13 protein-coding genes and 1 pseudogene are annotated in these 17,192 nt (G+C 44.3%); 4 read left to right on the top strand and 10 right to left on the bottom strand.

Translation table 11 applies throughout. From position 1 onward, the window contains the following. Nucleotides 1-119: 119 nt before the first annotated feature. The 5 genes from MKZ16_RS13510 to MKZ16_RS13490 all read right to left on the bottom strand — a co-directional run bounded on the left by MKZ16_RS13510 (nt 120) and on the right by MKZ16_RS13490 (nt 6,513). Nucleotides 120-1,688: a response regulator gene (locus MKZ16_RS13510; protein ID WP_076101660.1), complete on the bottom strand. Its 1,569-nt coding sequence runs from the start codon at nt 1,686-1,688 to the stop codon at nt 120-122. Next, nucleotides 1,681-3,447: a sensor histidine kinase gene (locus MKZ16_RS13505; protein WP_036686222.1), complete on the bottom strand. Its 1,767-nt coding sequence runs from the start codon at nt 3,445-3,447 to the stop codon at nt 1,681-1,683. Before MKZ16_RS13505 ends, MKZ16_RS13510 begins: the two co-directional genes overlap by 8 nt. Before the next feature lie 223 nt (nt 3,448-3,670). Continuing rightward, nucleotides 3,671-4,465, bottom strand: coding sequence for an ABC transporter ATP-binding protein (locus tag MKZ16_RS13500; RefSeq protein ID WP_076101657.1), 795 nt, complete (start codon nt 4,463-4,465; stop codon nt 3,671-3,673). Further along, on the bottom strand, nt 4,458-5,381 hold the full coding sequence (locus tag MKZ16_RS13495; RefSeq protein ID WP_036686219.1) for an ABC transporter permease: 924 nt from the start codon (nt 5,379-5,381) through the stop codon (nt 4,458-4,460). Before MKZ16_RS13495 ends, MKZ16_RS13500 begins: the two co-directional genes overlap by 8 nt. Before the next feature lie 61 nt (nt 5,382-5,442). After that, the gene (locus MKZ16_RS13490; RefSeq protein WP_076104998.1) at nt 5,443-6,513 is read right to left on the bottom strand and encodes an ABC transporter substrate-binding protein; all 1,071 of its coding nucleotides are present in this window, start codon (nt 6,511-6,513) and stop codon (nt 5,443-5,445) included. 324 nt (nt 6,514-6,837) lie between these two features. Here MKZ16_RS13490 and MKZ16_RS13485 point away from each other — a divergent pair, with 324 nt between their 5' ends. Then, nucleotides 6,838-7,773, top strand: a complete 936-nt coding sequence (locus MKZ16_RS13485) for an NlpC/P60 family protein (RefSeq protein ID WP_076104997.1) — start codon at nt 6,838-6,840, stop codon at nt 7,771-7,773. Nucleotides 7,774-7,863: 90 nt separating this feature from the next. Here MKZ16_RS13485 and MKZ16_RS13480 read toward each other — a convergent pair whose 3' ends face one another. Together MKZ16_RS13480 and MKZ16_RS13475 are read right to left on the bottom strand one after the other, a co-directional pair. Beyond that, nucleotides 7,864-10,560, bottom strand: a complete 2,697-nt coding sequence (locus MKZ16_RS13480) for a cation-translocating P-type ATPase (RefSeq protein ID WP_076105029.1) — start codon at nt 10,558-10,560, stop codon at nt 7,864-7,866. A 125-nt stretch (nt 10,561-10,685) separates the two neighbouring features. Further along, the gene (locus tag MKZ16_RS13475; RefSeq protein ID WP_256715490.1) at nt 10,686-11,099 is read right to left on the bottom strand and encodes a DUF2500 domain-containing protein; all 414 of its coding nucleotides are present in this window, start codon (nt 11,097-11,099) and stop codon (nt 10,686-10,688) included. A gap of 184 nt (nt 11,100-11,283) precedes the next feature. Here MKZ16_RS13475 and MKZ16_RS13470 point away from each other — a divergent pair, with 184 nt between their 5' ends. Next, nucleotides 11,284-11,646 (top strand): hypothetical protein, encoded by a 363-nt coding sequence (locus MKZ16_RS13470; RefSeq protein WP_038570328.1) that lies wholly within the window; start codon nt 11,284-11,286, stop codon nt 11,644-11,646. 160 nt (nt 11,647-11,806) lie between these two features. Further along, nucleotides 11,807-12,240 (top strand): annotated as a pseudogene (locus MKZ16_RS13465) (cation/H(+) antiporter); the annotation flags it as partial. Between the two features lie 14 nt (nt 12,241-12,254). On the opposite strand, the gene MKZ16_RS13460 reads toward MKZ16_RS13465, so the two are convergent. Next, entirely contained in the window at nt 12,255-12,437 is a 183-nt protein-coding gene (locus tag MKZ16_RS13460) for a hypothetical protein (protein ID WP_170914228.1), read from the bottom strand. Between the two features lie 147 nt (nt 12,438-12,584). On the opposite strand from MKZ16_RS13460, the gene MKZ16_RS13455 reads away from it, so the two are divergent. Next, nucleotides 12,585-13,445, top strand: coding sequence for a YitT family protein (locus MKZ16_RS13455; protein ID WP_076104996.1), 861 nt, complete (start codon nt 12,585-12,587; stop codon nt 13,443-13,445). Nucleotides 13,446-14,784: 1,339 nt separating this feature from the next. On the opposite strand, the gene MKZ16_RS13450 is transcribed toward MKZ16_RS13455, so the two are convergent. Both MKZ16_RS13450 and recG read right to left on the bottom strand, forming a co-directional pair. Continuing rightward, on the bottom strand, nt 14,785-15,072 hold the full coding sequence (locus tag MKZ16_RS13450; protein ID WP_036686212.1) for a stage VI sporulation protein F: 288 nt from the start codon (nt 15,070-15,072) through the stop codon (nt 14,785-14,787). Between the two features lie 66 nt (nt 15,073-15,138). Then, nucleotides 15,139-17,190: an ATP-dependent DNA helicase RecG gene (gene recG / locus MKZ16_RS13445; protein WP_036686210.1), complete on the bottom strand. Its 2,052-nt coding sequence runs from the start codon at nt 17,188-17,190 to the stop codon at nt 15,139-15,141. Nucleotides 17,191-17,192: the final 2 nt, after the last annotated feature.

Genomic DNA, 17,192 nt, shown 5'->3' with positions numbered 1-17,192 from the left:
CCCCTTTTCCTATGATAGTGTAAAGGCTCTGATCCCTTTAGGTAGCGCTTTCATTGGTTAAATTTTCTCAAATATTCCGTGATTATTGAATACAAAAAACCGTCTTGTTTGTTCAATAATCAGTTCGCTTGAGGGGGTTTCATGAAATCTGTAGGGGTCTGGCCGGTTACTTTTTTAAAAACCTGACTGAAATATTGTGCATTTCCACCGAAGCCGAACATTTCAGCCAGCTCAAATACTCTCACATCCCCACTTCTCAAAATATGCTCCGATGCTTTAGCAATCCGGTAATTGGTTACATAATTCGAGAATTTCTCCCCGGTAATTTTTTTGAATATTTTGCCGAGATAGTCGGGATTCATATATAACATTTCAGCAGCGACCGAGCTAAGTGACAGCTCTGCATTCTTGTAATCCTCTGCGATAATTTTGAACATTTTGTCTACAATAAGTGATTGCCGGGAACTAAAATGTCGGTCATACATCGCTGTTAAGCGAACCGCTGCCTCTTTGACGTATGCTTTTAAACCTCCCAAGGTTCTAATTTCGGCAAGCTCCGCCAAGCCTGATGTGAAGCTATTTCTTTCATCAGGGACTGCTAAACGAATCATAGCGGAGTATAACTGTAAAACATAAGAACGCGTCACGTTAATATCTGACCGTTCATCTGCGAGCAAGTTGAATAATCGTTCCAATTCCAGCTCAACCGTATTTTGATCGCCTGCTTTTATAAGTAGACAAATATGCTCTTCATCTAGCTCGATATCATTTCTTCCACTTAGCTCATCACTTGGGATATCACTCCCGGTAATCAAACCGCCCGCCTCCAAATAAAAACGATGGTTCAGGCACTGCAAGGTCTGACGATACAATCTCCGGGAATGAATCATAAGGTCAGCATCACTAATCGCGATTGTCACATCCATTTTATAAAACTTGCAGAATACCTCTCTTACTTCAGCGATACGTTTAAGCAGGGAGCTATTCTGCACCGTATTCCCTTCATCTTCCAGTAATATTAATAAATGACCACCTATCGTCGCACTCAGGAGTGTTTCCTGAAGTACGTCCTGGGCAATATTTTGCAGAGCGAACAATTGCTCATATTCGTAAGAACCTTCTAGTCGGAACAGGAGCAAGCGCACCGTTTTGTCATTAAGTTCAATGCCGAATAGTTCCTGATAATACTCTAGATCCTGACTTCCATAAGTTTTATTAGAGATCCATTCCTTCAAAAATTGTTCTTTCACATGGGGCAATACCTTCTGAAGACGTTGTTTCATACGATTTACGAATTCGCCTCTGCTCTTCTGCTCATCGAGTTCCGCTACCAGCTCAATCAGTGCTTCATGGATCTGATTCTCATTGCACGGCTTTAAAAGATAATGTTTGACCCCGTTCTGCATAGCAATACAAGCATAATCAAAATCCTTATAACCAGTCAGCATAACGAATTTCACGTCTGGAAATCGTTCACTGCATTTTTGCACCAGTCCCAGGCCATCTAGACCAGGCATAGAAATATCCGTGATCACAATTTCAGGGTTAAGCTCCTCAATTTTCACCAAAGCTTCAATCCCGTTCCGTGCCGTGCCTACAAGCTCTGTTCCCGCTCGTCCCCAGTCCACAACCTGCGATATCCCTTCCAGAATCAAGCGTTCATCATCCACCAGCAGCAGTTTATACATTCTCTAGCACTCCTTTTAAGTAAGGTATACGCACATGTATAGTTGTTCCTTGACCCGGCTCACTTTCTATGACTGTGCCCCATTCAGGGCCGAAGACGATTTGAATACGCTCCGCGATGTTAGCTAAGCCGATGCCTTCTCCACGTGTCTTAACTCTCCCCATCTGTAAATCTTTGATAAATTCAGCGCTCATCCCCGGTCCATTATCACTGACTTTGATATCGAGGCCCTGATCTTCTTCACTAACTGTTATAGAAATGGTGCACGGCTCAATATTAGGCTCTAGCGCATAGCGAATAGCATTTTCGATTAAAGGCTGCAAGGTCAGCTTCGGAATTAATGCATCATGCAGATTTTCAGGTACATCCATCCGGAAATCAAGCCTCTCATCAAACCGTGTTTTCTGGATAATGACATAATTTCGCACGATAGTGATCTCTTTTTCAAGTGTAATTAGCGGATCCTTGAGACCAATAGAGCTGCGGAACAAGTAACCGAGCGCTTCTACCATTTCTGAGATTTTGGCTTGTTTGTTCATTTTGGCTAACCAATTGATCGATTCCAGTGTATTGTACAAAAAATGCGGATTAATCTGTGCCTGTAATGCTTTCAGCTCGGTCTCTCTAATAATCAGCTGCTTCGCATAGTTCTCATCAATAAGCTCTCTGATCCTGCGGATCATCATTTTAAAAGTCCGGTTTAGCTGACTAACCTCGTCCTGCGCAGTCTGTGAAACCACACCTAATGACTGTTCCTCCAGATTGTCCAGATCGCCCTTCTCGATTTGCTTCATTTTTTTGGTCAGCTTAGAGATCGGACGTACAATACTACGAGCAAGCCTGTAGCCTAAAAGGAGACCAATTAATAAGATTAGTGCGAATATGATGACGACCAGTTTTTTGACAAAAGTAATATGTTTGAACATCTCATTAAATGGAGTTGCATTGATGTAGATCCAATCTATATAAGATGATTTCGTCTTGGTTATAAAATAAGTACCTTCTTGATATTTGGCCGTGCGATATAGCTCCGGACGTTCTGTCTCTTCTTTAAGCTCTTCTGGCAAAAGAATCGGTACTTCAGGATAGATCGCCTGTCCCGTCGTGGCATCAACAGCTATTAATTGGTCGGTATCGCTCGTACTATCCGCAATGATTAGATCGATCCGAATACGGATCACGAGTGTTCCCAGATCATCCAGCGTAAACGTTGACCCTGTATAAGATTTAATCTGCCGAACCGCCAAAAGTGAATTTCTGTTTCCTTGCGGATACCACACTATACTCCCGCTAGCTTCCGCAGCTAACGGCTTTAACTGATCCTGCAGATCCTGTGATACCCCTTCACGATTGCCCGCAGTCATTACTCCGCCACTCGTATCCATCAGCATCATGGAATAAACGTATTTCTCTGCCCCTGCAAAAGCAACCAGCCTGTTTATGATCTTGTTATGTAGAACTTGTCTTTCATAAGGCTGTGGATCATTCTGCAATTGGCGCAGGCATTCTTGGATTTGCTCATCAGACACCACTGTAAAAGAAAGCTGATCCAATTCTCTTAGGGCATTTTCGATGCTTATAGAGGACATCCCCAGTACCTCAGAGGCCTTTTCATAAATTTGCTTGTCATAGATACGATACACATATTGCAAAACGGTCAACGAGAATAAAAAGGAAAGTAGAAGCAAAAAGGAAATAATCAGTATCATTTTGTTGAAAATGCCCGAACTTCTGTAAGCGCTAACATTTTTCCAAATCATCTGTTTTCTCCGCTCCCTAAATATGATAATTTTCATTTATTATCACTATAATTCCATTATAAACCATAATGTTCCATTTGGGTAAATTTACGTGAACTGAAAGATAAGGATAGTATAATGGCTCGGCGAAAAAAATCCTATGTAAAAAAGGGCTCGAAATGAAATCCAGAATCAGAGTTCACTTCAAGCCCTTATATTGAGCTACCTTCACACCTACAACAGACTAACCAAGCATCATTCGGTCATCTGCCAATTTATGTCCGCTGATTGTCTCGAATTCTCCGAGCAGCCGTTCTACGGTAAGATCTTTTTTACGAACCTCGTCGATATCCAAAATAATACGGCCCTTATCCATCATGATCAGACGATTGCCAAGACGAATGGCCTGCTCCATGTTATGGGTAACCATTAGGGTGGTTAACTTCATCTCACGGACAATGGACTCTGTCAGTTTAGTAATCAGCTCCGCACGAGAAGGGTCAAGGGCTGCTGTATGTTCATCTAAAAGCAAAATTTGCGGTTGAGTAAAGGTCGCCATTAGCAGACTTAGCGCTTGTCTCTCTCCACCTGACAACAACCCTACTTTTGCCCGCAGGCGATCCTCCAGCCCAATCCCCAGACGGCTTAGCTCATCGCGAAACAAGGCTCTTTTTGCTTTATTTACGCCAAAGACTAACCCTCTGCTTTTGCCTCTTTTATAAGCCATAGCTAAATTTTCTTCAATCGTCATATGTGGAGCCGTACCCGCCATTGGGTCCTGAAAGACCCGGCCGATCCAGCGACTCCGTTGAAATTCCGCCAAATGGCTGATTGAATTTCCTTCAATGCTGGCTGTACCCAGATCCGGCTTCATGACACCGGAAATAATGTTCATCAACGTAGATTTACCAGCTCCATTACTTCCAATGATGGTGACAAAATCACCGGGAAGAAGCTCCAAGTCAATGCCGAGCAGCGCTATTTTCTCATCTGGTGTTCCGGGATTGAACAGCTTAGATACGTTCTCCAGTTTAAGCATCGATGGTGCCTCCTCTCTTGCTGCTTAGCGCTTGCTCAGCTAATTCAACGGAACGCCTCCGCGCCATATTCTTCTGCTTCAGGAAACGCTGAATCGACGGGAATACAAGAGCGAAAATAACGATAATTGCTGTGATCAGCTTAAGATCCGAAGCTTTAAGCCACGGTACCCGCAAGGCAAGTGCAACTACGATCCGGTAAACTATGGATCCGAGCACAACAGCCAGTGTGGCCCGAAATACATTTTTGGCACCAAATATGGCTTCACCGATGATCACCGAAGCTAACCCGATTACAATCATCCCAATACCCATGGAGGAATCCGCAAAAGTAGAATACTGAGTAATTAACGCTCCCGAGAGCGCCACCATTCCATTGGATAAACTGACACCAAGAATAGTGGTATTATCCGTGTTTACACCCAGACTACGGATCATTCTTGCATTATCTCCGGTAGCCCGCAGCGCAAGTCCAAGATCCGTACGCAGGAATAAATCCATTACTATTTTCACAAAAATAACTACAAACGGCAGTACGAGCAGAGGATCAATGGAAGTGAACAAGGTAGTGTCGCCCATTAAAGACCAGTTGGGTTTGCCACCAAATATCCGCAGATTAATGGAATAGAGTGCAATCATCATCAAAATACCGGATAACAGTCCATTAATCTTGCCTTTCGTATGTAATAGGCCCGTGCACATTCCTGCCAGCATTCCACCAGCAATAGCGGCCAAGGTAGCAAGCCATGGTGCATAACCGTTAGTAATCATAACAGCGGCAATGGCGCCACCAGTGGTAAAGCTCCCATCTACAGTCAAATCAGGGAAATCAAGAATACGAAAGGTAATGTATACACCTAAAGCCATAAATGCGTAAAGCAAACCCATTTCAACGGCCCCGAGCATCGAATTTAACATAGATGACTTCCTCCTTCGAGCGGAAAGGGGCGTTCTCACGAAATCGCCCCTATATAATGGCTTATTGAATAATATTGTTAGCTTGATCGGCAACTTCTGCCTTCATTGCATCAGTCACTTCTATGCCTTGTGCTGCTGCAGATTTCAGGTTAAGAATGAGATCAAGTTTTTCTTGCATGGTTACTTTCATATCAGCTGGCTTTTTACCATTTTTCAAGATATCCACGGCCATTTGACCCACTTGATAACCATGATCGAAATATTTAAAACCAACGGTGGCAAAAGCGCCCTTTTCAACCGTATCACGGTCACTGGAGAAGAACGGGATTTTCTTGTCATTAGCCGTTTGAATAATGGTATCCACTGCACTTACGACTGTGTTATCCAAAGTAATGTAGAATGCATCTACACGACCCACAAGTGATTCCGCAGCTTGTTTGACTTCAGAGGTATTCGTGATGGCAGCCTTCACTAGCTCGATTCCATGCTTATCCAATTCTTTTTTAGCAATCTCAGCCATAATTACTGCATTGGGTTCACCTTCATTAATAACGATGCCCAGCTTTTTCACGTTAGGAAATTGGGTAGCTATAAATTGCATTAATCTGTTAATCGCTTCGGGATTGGTGTCCGATACACCTGATACATTTCCACCTGGATGCTCCAGATCCGTGACAATCTTCGCGTCGAGTGGGTCAGTTACTGCTGCGAACAAAATCGGTGTATCCTTACTTGCTTTGCTGAGTGCTTGAACAATTGATTGAGCGGAAGGCGTTGCAATTGCCAATACCAAATCATTTGAGTCAGCGGCAATTTTTTGAGCAATGGACAAGTTATTCGCTTGGTCAGCCTGAGCATTCTCAAGGTCAACCTTCAGGTTCTCGCCTTCAACGATTCCTGCATCCTTCAAAGCAGCGAGAATTCCTTCGCGTGTAGCATCAAGTGAGGGGTGCTCCACATATTGCGAGATCGCAATTTTGTACGTTTTTGAATCTGCTGCTCCTGCATTCGTAGGGGAATTACCGGAATTCGCTGCATTTCCTGAGTTTCCAGCAGTGTTATTGTTGCCACAACCAGTTGCTACGAGCATGAAGCATAAGCTTAATCCCGCCAAAATGTTTCTCTTTTTCATCAAAGTACCCCATTTCATTAGTTTATTAACGCATACATCAAGGTGAGCGACTCAGCATTATCACTTTTATCGATAAAAGCATTAAAGCATAAGCTTACACGTACCTCACATTAATGATAGAAATCTATTAAACCTATATTATATGGAGGTTGTTTATCCGTCAATCACTTATCATATTTCCATAGATTTCAAATTCTGAAGAATATATGACATCAAAAGAGGTAATGCTTGGTTGTCTCTTACAGCGATTGCCTTCGTTTCTTTTACATAAAAAAAATCGCCCTGCACAAACTTAATTTACAGTTTGAAGATGGAGCGTGTTAAATGGCTAATAATCACAAAAGACTACTAACCACCGCTACTGTATTGCTTGCTGTCGCTTTAACGAGTTCATCCTGCGGTTATTCTTCTCAATCGCAAAAACCTAAGGTTAACGCGCTAACTCCTGATGGTAAAAATGCCTCCAGTTATTATGAACAATCTGCAATTACTGACGCTCAGGGAAAGTACTGGATTCCACTCAAGCCTGCGGTTACTTCGCTCGGATATCGGATGAAGGATGATGGTTCTAGTGATGGATACACTAAAATCGGTTATAGCGATGTTATGTATATGCTGCGCCCTGGCTCTCCACAGGTATTCTCACTTGGGGAAAAAATCACACTGCCACAAGCCCCTAGACGGCAAGAAGGGCAAATCTATATCACCCCTTTAGCCTTGTCCAAATTTTTGCAAACAGAAGTAGGCTGGAATCCCCAGTCGGGTGAGATAAACATTGCTACACCGTCCGAACGTAAGACTATCGAAAAATTATCGACAGTCGAATCCACGAGTGAATCTAAATCTTTACGCATTCAAAGTATTTCTGAAGCGGATAAAAAGGAGTTAATCTCTTTTGCCAAAAATTTCTTGGGTGTTCCCTACGACTTTGGCGCTGGATCTTATGAAGAAACCAAAAAATTTGATTGCTCTTCTTTTACAAGGCATGTATTCAAAAAATTCGGAGTCAGCTTACCTCGTTTAGCTAAAGATCAGGACAATTTAGGTACCCGTGTAAGTCGAAGCGAACTGGATGTAGGAGATCTTATCTTCTTTACCGTTCCCGGTCGATTTGAAAGTGATGCTATACCTGGTCATGTCGGTATTTACATTGGAGACGGAAAGTTTATACACACCTGGGGTGAGCCCGGAGTTCAGATCAGTGAGCTCGACTCAGGTTATTGGAGTAATGTAATCCTCCATATGCAACGTGTTTTATAAGCTTCCCATACTTTAAAAGAAATCATTCAAAAAGCCTGAATCCCTATTGAAGGGGTTCAGGCTTTTTGACTATAACTTTTATCCAGTTTCTTAATCCCAGCTCTTGCCCCTTCCGCTCATCCGGACAAACAGCTTTACAAGTTCAACTATAACAATAATCGCTACGGCCGCTGCACATACTATTCCCCACTGTAATCCACTTAAATGTGAAACACCAAACCAGTCGTTTAAGCCCGGGATGATGATCACAAGCACAAGCATTAGTATAGAGATCAGCGAAGCCCATAACATATAGCGATTGCTGAACCAACCGATCTGGAATAGCGATTTTTTATTGGATCTGACGTTAAAAGCATGAGCGATTTGCAGTAATCCTAATGTACCAAAGGCCATTGTAACGGCTATACCTTCATTGTAATGCGTATGCGCCCATTGATACACGATCAACGTAAGCGCCGCTTCTATAATCCCTTGATATATAATCCCGATCCCCACGCCGCCCGCAAAGATGCTACTGCTTGCTTTACGCGGCTTCTTCGCCATTACATCCTCGCCGGCTTTCTCAAGTCCGAGGGCAAGTGCAGGTAAGGTATCCGTAACGAGATTAATCCACAGAATATGGATCGGCTCTAGAATACGCCAGCCAATCATAGTGGCAATAAATAATGTCAGCACTTCCCCAAGATTAGCGGAGAGAAGGAACTGGATAGCCTTGCGGATATTGCTGTAAACCTTCCGTCCTTCTTCTACGGCAACAACTATAGTCGTAAAGTTATCGTCGGCAAGCACCATATCTGATACACCCTTGGCAACATCCGTTCCGGTTATTCCCATGCCCACGCCGATATCGGATGATTTAAGTGCAGGAGCATCATTTACACCATCTCCGGTCATCGCCACAATTTTTCCTTTTTGTCGCCAAGCCTTAACGATACGAACCTTGTGTTCAGGAGAGACGCGTGCATAAACCGAATAATCGGTAACCTTCTCCGCAAATTCCTCTTCGCTGAATTTATCCAGCTCACTACCCGTTAATACACCTGATTCATCTTCAATAATCCCTAATCTTTTGGCAATAGCCGCTGCTGTATCACGATGATCGCCTGTAATCATTACAGGTCTAATTCCCGCTTTACGGCAGATAGCTACCGCATCCCGTACTTCCTCACGCGGCGGGTCAATCATACCGACCAAACCAATAAATACTAACTCTTTCTCCGTGGTATCTGGTGAGAGATCGGTCGGCAGCTGCTCCTCATCTCGGAAAGCAAATGCCAAGACTCGAAGTGCATCATTCGCAAGTAATTTATTACTTTCCATGATATTCCGCTTATGTTCGTCTTGTAGAGTTACAATTTCTCCATCCACATAGATATGGCTGCATTTGGACAAAAGTACATCTGGTGCACCCTTTGTCAGCACACGATAACGTCCAGCTTCGACCTCATGAACCGTTGTCATCAGCTTGCGATCGGAGTCAAAAGGCAGCTCATTTTTACGTGGGTATTTCTTTTCCAGCTCCCTTTTGTCAGTGCCTATACTAAGCGCATAATCGACTAACGCAGTCTCCGTCGGATCGCCGATGATTGCTTTTCCGCTCTTGGTTTGTGGGTCCTTAGCTCCAGCTATTGCTTCAGGTTCACTAGGAGTCTTTCCTTCGTCAATACTGGAGTCATTACAAAGCGTCATAGCTTGAAGCAATAACTCGCCACCAGGAATCCCTTCAAGCCCTGCACTGGAATCAGTGGTCTTTCCGTTGACATGCACTTTTTCGACAGTCATTTTATTTAATGTTAAAGTACCTGTCTTATCGGAGCATATAATCTCTGTACTTCCAAGTGTTTCCACGGCGGGAAGCTTGCGAATAATCGCTTTTCGTCCCGCCATTCGCTGCACACCAAGCGCGAGAATGATCGTAACAATTGCTGGCAGCCCTTCCGGGATAGCCGCTACCGCGAGTGAGATCGAGGTAAGTAGCATATCCAGCAGCTCTCTTCCTTCGAAGATCCCAACGGCAAAGATAATCACGCAGACGCCAAGAATAATAAAGGTAAAATATTTACCTAGCTCATCCAGCTTTTTTTGCAGCGGTGTTACATCTGTATCTTCTTCCGAGATATAACCGGCAATTCTACCGACCTCCGTCTGCATTCCTGTAGCTGTAACTACACCAATTGCTCGGCCATAAGTTACACTGCTGCTCATATAAGCCATATTGGTGCGGTCGCCGATTACAATGTCGCTACCCTCAAGCACACCGGCCCGCTTTTCAGAGGGCAATGATTCTCCGGTAAGCGCGGCTTCCTCCGTCTTCAACGAAGCGGCTTCCAAAAGTCTTATATCCGCCGGAACTACATTTCCAGCTTCCAGCAATACGATATCCCCGGGCACAAGGTCTTCACTTTTTATCTCAGTAACCTGGCCGGAACGTCTTACTCTGGCGTGTGGAGAGGACATACTTTTTAGCGCATCGAGTGCTTGCTCAGCCTTATTTTCCTGAATAACTCCAAGCACCGCGTTCAAAATGACTACAAGCAAAATAATGATCGTATCCGTCCATTCCCCCAAGACTCCTGACAATACAGCTGCTACTAGCAAAATAAAGATCATTACATTTTTAAATTGTTCGATAAACTTTCCTAATAGCGATTTGGTCTTCGCTTCTTGAAGTACGTTCTTCCCATATCGCTCCACAAGTTTGGACGCTTCATCGGAAGATAAACCCTCTTTCCGAGTTTCCAGCCTATTCAGCACTTCTTCCTCGATCAGTGTATGGAAGGGTACCAGCCCTTGCGATTGTGGATTATTTGAATTCAAACCATAGCCTCCTTCCAGAATTGAGATCTGGTAAAACCTCTCATATGAGTTTTACCCAAAATAGGCATGGTGATTCTTGAATGGTATGTACTTTTTTAGAAATTTAGATGTTCTTTCTTCAAATCGCGATTGAAGCTTTTAAACCTGGTCCCTTGATACAGGAGTTCGCCTCGATCCCCTTCCACAATCAGACCAAAATCCTGATCTCTTACCTGCAACTCCAATCGAGAGCCATCGGCAAACTCAAACGTAACAAAATAGCTAGTATTTGCTCTCGATTCACCGGATCCCCCCCATACCTCGGTTCGTTTGGTGACCGCTGTGCAGTTTGCTTTTATCAAAGGACTTGCGTTATTGGATATCCAGATTCTCACTGATTTAACAATTATAAAAACAAAAAGGCCAAGAAAAAGCAAAGCAAATAATTTAAAAAACAGTGTCATCTCATGAATGAAACTTCCGAAAAAGCTGCGCTCATCAAAACCGTTAAAATCCTGCCATTCGCTCAAATTTATCCCTCCTGACTGAAACAAGATAATAAAAGTTATCTATGCTGCGAAATACGTCATTTTTCCCGTTCGGTTTCATGTTTTCATCATCTATATATGAATTTTTTTCACAAAACAATTTGGATTCAAAGGAAAAGGTATGGTATGCTTTTTATACTACATGCAGTTGGGAGGTGTTATTTCGGTGCAATATATAGCGCGTTTGTCACTACTTTGGTTTCTTCGTATAGTCCTAATTCTGGGGATGATATTTTCTTTTCCACCTGCCTGGTCTGGAGGATCATTCACTACGGAGCAAGAATCAACGACATCCGAAAATGAACGCTACGAGCGAAAGTTTACACCTCCCGTAAGGATTGCACCTCAAATAACCCCTCAGGTAGGAGCCATCAAAATAGCTGAACAGTGGGGAACGAAGTCTATTGCGGTAGCTGCAATACTCCCTGTACTTTCTTTACTGTTCCGTCCAGTGATTTATAAATTCCTGCTTCGACTTCGGCTGTACCTGTTAAAATTCACTTCTCATTTTCTAATATCACTCCCCTAGCGAAGTTCACCTCTGCCCTAATTGAATGTCTGCTGAAGGGATTTTAGAACTTCGATTGATAAATAATCTTATGATTCATGAATTATAGAGAAGCGGATTTACCGGTTGGTATACATGCTCGCATTGCTCATCCTCCACCGGAAGAAAGCAAGTATTTTGGCTGAAACGTGTCCTGAATATCTCTTCCGGTGAGCTTTTTGCATTAGTAATATTCGCAGCACTATTCCTGATTGCTGGATTCTCCGAGACCATTCATCTAGCAGACAGAAGTTATTGGCGCACTACTAGTGGACTTGTCCTCGCTGAAACCGAACATGTGAAACGGATTGATAAATCTGGTGATCCTGTTTCGTGATTTCTTCAGTGTCATCTTCTGCTTCAGCTTCGGACTGACATAGATCCACTCACCTTAGGCAGTGAGGCGCTCTGGTACTCCCTTGCAGCAGTTATCGTTACGCTAAATGGCAACTTTATTGCAGGCTTGCTGGCCGGACGTAGCGTTGGTCACAGCCTTCATGCTTCATCATCCAACATTGGATGCCCATAGTCGCGCGGGATGAATTTTCAATAATTATGGCCAATTTGGGTAAAGCATTGCGGAGTGCTGGCTATTCTTCACTATTTGTAGCCATTCGCAGCCACTTGGAGCCTTTGCAACATTCTCCGTCATTTGCAACCATTTGCGGCCCTTTACAGCTATTTGCAGCCATTTTCAGCCTTTCGCAGCCTTTCGCAGACATTTGCAGATATTTGCAGCCATTTACGTGCTGATCCTTGTTCTCCTTGGACATTGTCTGACGAAGGAATCTAAATAGATTTATAAATAATGGATAAAGTATTCAACTTTGAGAAACGACATGATGCACGAATATCCAAAAAATCTGCCATAGCCACTGAAAATGAGTAAGGTCGTTTCCCCTGTTGAAGGAGGAAAAACTATGCAGAACAAAATAAATCAACGTCAACAGCTACAAAGAAGCTCTACCTTCCGAGTTCTTACCGTCATTGCCGGCGCATTGCTTGCTGCTGTAGGATTGGAATTATTTTTAATGCCACATGGCCTTGTTGTCGGCGGGATTACAGGCTTATCCGCATTATTCGCTCATACTACTGAAATGCAGCTTGGATTGTTTCTATTTCTATTCAATCTGCCCTTTATATTTATGTCGCGAAAACAAGTAAATCTCCGCTTTGCTCTTTACACTGTTTTGGGATTAACCTGCCTAACCATCGCGTCTCTTGCGCTGCATCGTTTTCCTGCTGTGATTAGCGATCCTTTACCTGCCGCAATGGCAGGAGGCATCTGTCTTGGAGTAGGTATTGGAATATCTGTGAGATTCGGCGGTGTAAATAAACAAGCCAGTGACCAGGGGTATTCTCTGCTAAGCGGCGGACCTCCAAAATCAACGGAAGTCGTCATTATGATCCTGAACTGTGCAATTCTGCTTTTTGCAGGTACATTGTTCGGTTGGGAGCAAGCAATGTATTCTATTATTGCCTACCTGCTGGCTTTCGAAGGTGTTCGTATCTCACTACGGGGATTATCCCACTCCCGCACTGCTTGGATTACCAGCAGCCGATGTTTGGACATTCAGCAAGCAATCGCAACCTCTCTAAACCGAGAAGCTGCGATTGCCGAAGGTTCAGGGCAAGATGGAGAGGTTAGCACGTTGTTTTGTCTGACAAACAGAATGGAAGAAGATTATCTTCGGGCAATCGTTCTACAGTGTGATTCAGAGAGCCAAATCGTGTTCAGATCAGCCACTAAAGATCATAGACAAACACGCTTACACGAATAAAAAAAGGGAGCGCCCTTAAGCCATGAAAATGGCTGGAGCGCTCCCTTCTTTTTGAATTTAGCCTTTGATCGCAACCAATTTTTCTGAGCGAGGCCTAATTTCTTGAACGAAGACTCCATTTTTTTGTTTGAGACCCAAAACTTCTTGATCGAGGCCTCAAACTCAGCTTATTCGAACAAGTTTACGCGCTTGAGGCAGCTATCGGACACAGCGGGCCTTAAATGCGGAATTATCCCGAATTTTGGATGACATCGGACCGCATAGCCCCTATTGGCACAAAAAACGCCAACTACGAGCCTATTTCTTATGAATAGCTGCACTGGGGTCCGAAACCTTGCTCCAAAGGCGATATATTTGCGAATAACGTCATTGGAGTCCGAATACCTCAGCAGATGATCATATTTCGGCGGTATCGGACAGTGGATGAATGTGATTCGGCGGTATCGGACGATGGATGAAAGTGATTCAGCGGTATCGAATAAGCGGAGAGCTATGATTCGGTGGCATCAGACGGCGGTTGACTATGATTCGGTGGTATCGGACACAGCGGACCTTATATGCAGAATTTCCCGGTATTCTGAATGCATTCGGACCGCATAGCCCCTATTGGCACAAAAAACGCCAACTACGAGCCTATTTCTTATGAATAGCTGCACTGGGGTCCGAAACCTTGCTCCAAAGGCGATATATTTGCGAATAACGTCATTGGAGTCCGAATACCTCAGCAGATGATCATATTTCGGCGGTATCGGACAGTGGATGAATGTGATTCGGCGGTATCGGACGATGGATGAAAGTGATTCAGCGGTATCGAATAAGCGGAGAGCTATGATTCGGTGGCATCAGACGGCGGTTGACTATGATTCGGTGGTATCGGACACAGCGGACCTTATATGCAGAATTTCCCGGTATTCTGAATGCATTCGGACCGCATAGCCCCTATTGGCACAAAAAACGCCAACTACGAGCCTATTTCTTATGAATAGCTGCACTGGGGTCCGAAACCTTGCTCCAAAGGCGATATATTTGCGAATAACGTCATTGGAGTCCGAATACCTCAGCGGATGATCATATTTCGGCGTCATCGGACGGCGGATGAATGTGATTCGGTGACATCGGACGATGGATGAAAGTGATTCAGCAGTATCGGATAAGCGGAGAGCTATGATTCGGTGGCATCGGTTTATCCGGATTAGAGACATATTGCAGCATGCCGTAACTACGGCCAAAAACGCAAAGCAGCGATCCTCCAGTAATAGGAGGATCGCTGCTTGCAGACTGTCACATACGATGAAAAAAACACCCATGGACAACCCCTACTTTTCATTTAATCCGCTACTTAACGGAACATTCCCCACAAGCGGATTAAATGAAAGGTGTTGTTCGGATCGATTTTCTGCGCGATGATAAACTTTACAATTTGTTCTTCCTGTGTCGAGGTCAGTTTCTCGTTCAATACACCTGACGCTTTCCGTACCAATCTGCGAACAACCGCAGGATCCTGCAGCTCCTGTTTCGAGATGCCCTCAATCATACTTTTGATACGATCCTTCACAGTCGAGTTTTTCATCTTCAGCTTGATGCGATCCACCAACTGAGGGCTAATTCCGAATTGTTGATAACCCAAGTGTAGCACCTCCCGTCATATCCAATCTTTCACAGTATATGAGCCTTCGGTGCTACATGTGCCTAGTTAGTCAATTAATTCTCCTTGGAAGATCTGTTCACTCTGTAAATAATGCCGAAGAGATGCATATTCAGGTGATGTCCAAAAAGCTTCATCCTTAAGCAGCTCTGCGACATCATCCCGCGCCTGCTCCAGAATTTCAAAGTCAGCCGTCATATCTGCCAGCCGAAACTCCGGTAATCCACTCTGCTTTGTCCCAAAAAAATCCCCCGGTCCACGCAGCTCCAAATCCCTTCGGGAAATCTCAAATCCGTCATCCGTATCGGTCATGGCAGTCATTCGCTCACGTCCGATTTCAGATTTTGGATCAGCTACCAACACACAAAAAGAGGCATGCTGCCCTCTTCCTACCCGTCCACGCAGCTGATGCAGCTGTGACAGACCAAAACGATCCGCATCCATAATGATCATCAATGTAGCATTAGGAACGTCTACACCAACCTCCACCACCGTAGTGGACACAAGCAGCTGCAGCTCATTGTTATAAAACGCCCGCATCACTTCATCTTTTTCAGCGGGAGTCATTTTCCCATGCAAAAGCCCAACTTTATAGCTAGGGAAAGCTTGGCTCATCTGAATATGCAAATCAATAGCATTCTGCACATCCAGCTTCTCTGACTCTTCAATAAGCGGACAGATCAGATAAGCTTGACGACCGAGATCAATTTCACGCTTAATCAAATTCAGCACACGATCCATGAGATCATGTTTTACCCAATAACTAGTTATAGGAACTCGGCCTTTCGGCCTTTCAGATAAAGTAGATACATCCATATCGCCAAAAACAGAGATCGCAAGTGTACGTGGAATAGGCGTCGCAGTCATCGTCAGTACATCCGGATTATATCCTTTACGCCGCAATACACCACGCTGATTCACACCAAAACGATGCTGCTCATCAGTTACCACAAGACCCAGATCACGGAAAAATACATCCTCCTGAATCAAAGCATGTGTTCCTACCACGATATCAAGCATCCCCATTTGCAACGAGGCCAATAATTCTTTACGTTTTCGGCCAGTCACACTGCCCGTCAGGAGTCCTACAGTAATCCCAAACGGCTCAAACATCCTGGTAAGTGAACGCATATGCTGTTCTGCTAAAATCTCTGTGGGCACCATTAGTGCGCCCTGAAAACCAGATCTTACCGTAGCAAAAAGCGCCACAGCCGCAAGCACTGTTTTACCCGAGCCAACATCTCCTTGCAGCAGACGATTCATGCAATATGGTGAACGCAGATCATGTAAAATCTCCAGCTCTACACGTTTCTGTGCATCTGTAAGCTCAAAGGGCAGACTGCGAACGAACTGGCGTACCGTCGCGTTATCCACTGTGTGGACTACCCCATCCATCCGCCCGCGGTTCAGAACCCTGAACGCTTGCATCTTCAACTGGAACAGGAATAGTTCCTCATATACCATCCTACGGCGCCCCTGTTGCCCCTCACGAGTGTCCTCAGGCCTATGGATAGTGGCAATGGCCCGTTTACGCGGCATGAAGTCATATTCCCTCATAATAGAATGCGGTAAAATCTCCGGAATCAGATCCCCATACTGCTGAAGTCCCTGATTAATAACCTTCCTGATCCAGGACTGAGTGATCTTACCACCTACCGAATAGACTGGCTGCAGTGTTCCCGTCTTCCCTTCACCACGATCCGGAAATTCATAATCAGTCACTGTAATCTGATTGCGCTTCTGATCCCATTTCCCGGTCAGTACAATTTCCCGTCCCACAGTGAGTTGCTCTCTTACATAATGGCGGTTAAACCAGGTTGCTGTGAACATCCATGGCTCTGCAACCATCTTACAGCTAAGACGTGACTTGCCGCCAAAACGCTGCAGTACAGGGATACCGATTACTTTTGCCTCAACGGTCACTTTATCCCCGTGTTTAGTCTCACTCAGCGAGCGGGGCCGATAATCCTCGTAGCGGAACGGATAATACTCTAATAAATCCTTTACTGTAAAGACGCCAAAGGCGTGAAGCTCGCTTTGCTTTTGAGCACTCACGCCAGTTATGTTTTTTACTTCAATTTGATTTAATGCCAGTGTCATAT

The organism is Paenibacillus sp. FSL R5-0928, assembly GCF_037970385.1.
Classification (GTDB): Bacteria; Bacillota; Bacilli; order Paenibacillales; family Paenibacillaceae; genus Paenibacillus_AQ; species Paenibacillus_AQ odorifer.
The sequence above is the reverse complement of the archived record's forward strand: the minus strand, read 5'-3'. Positions and strand labels throughout refer to the sequence as shown.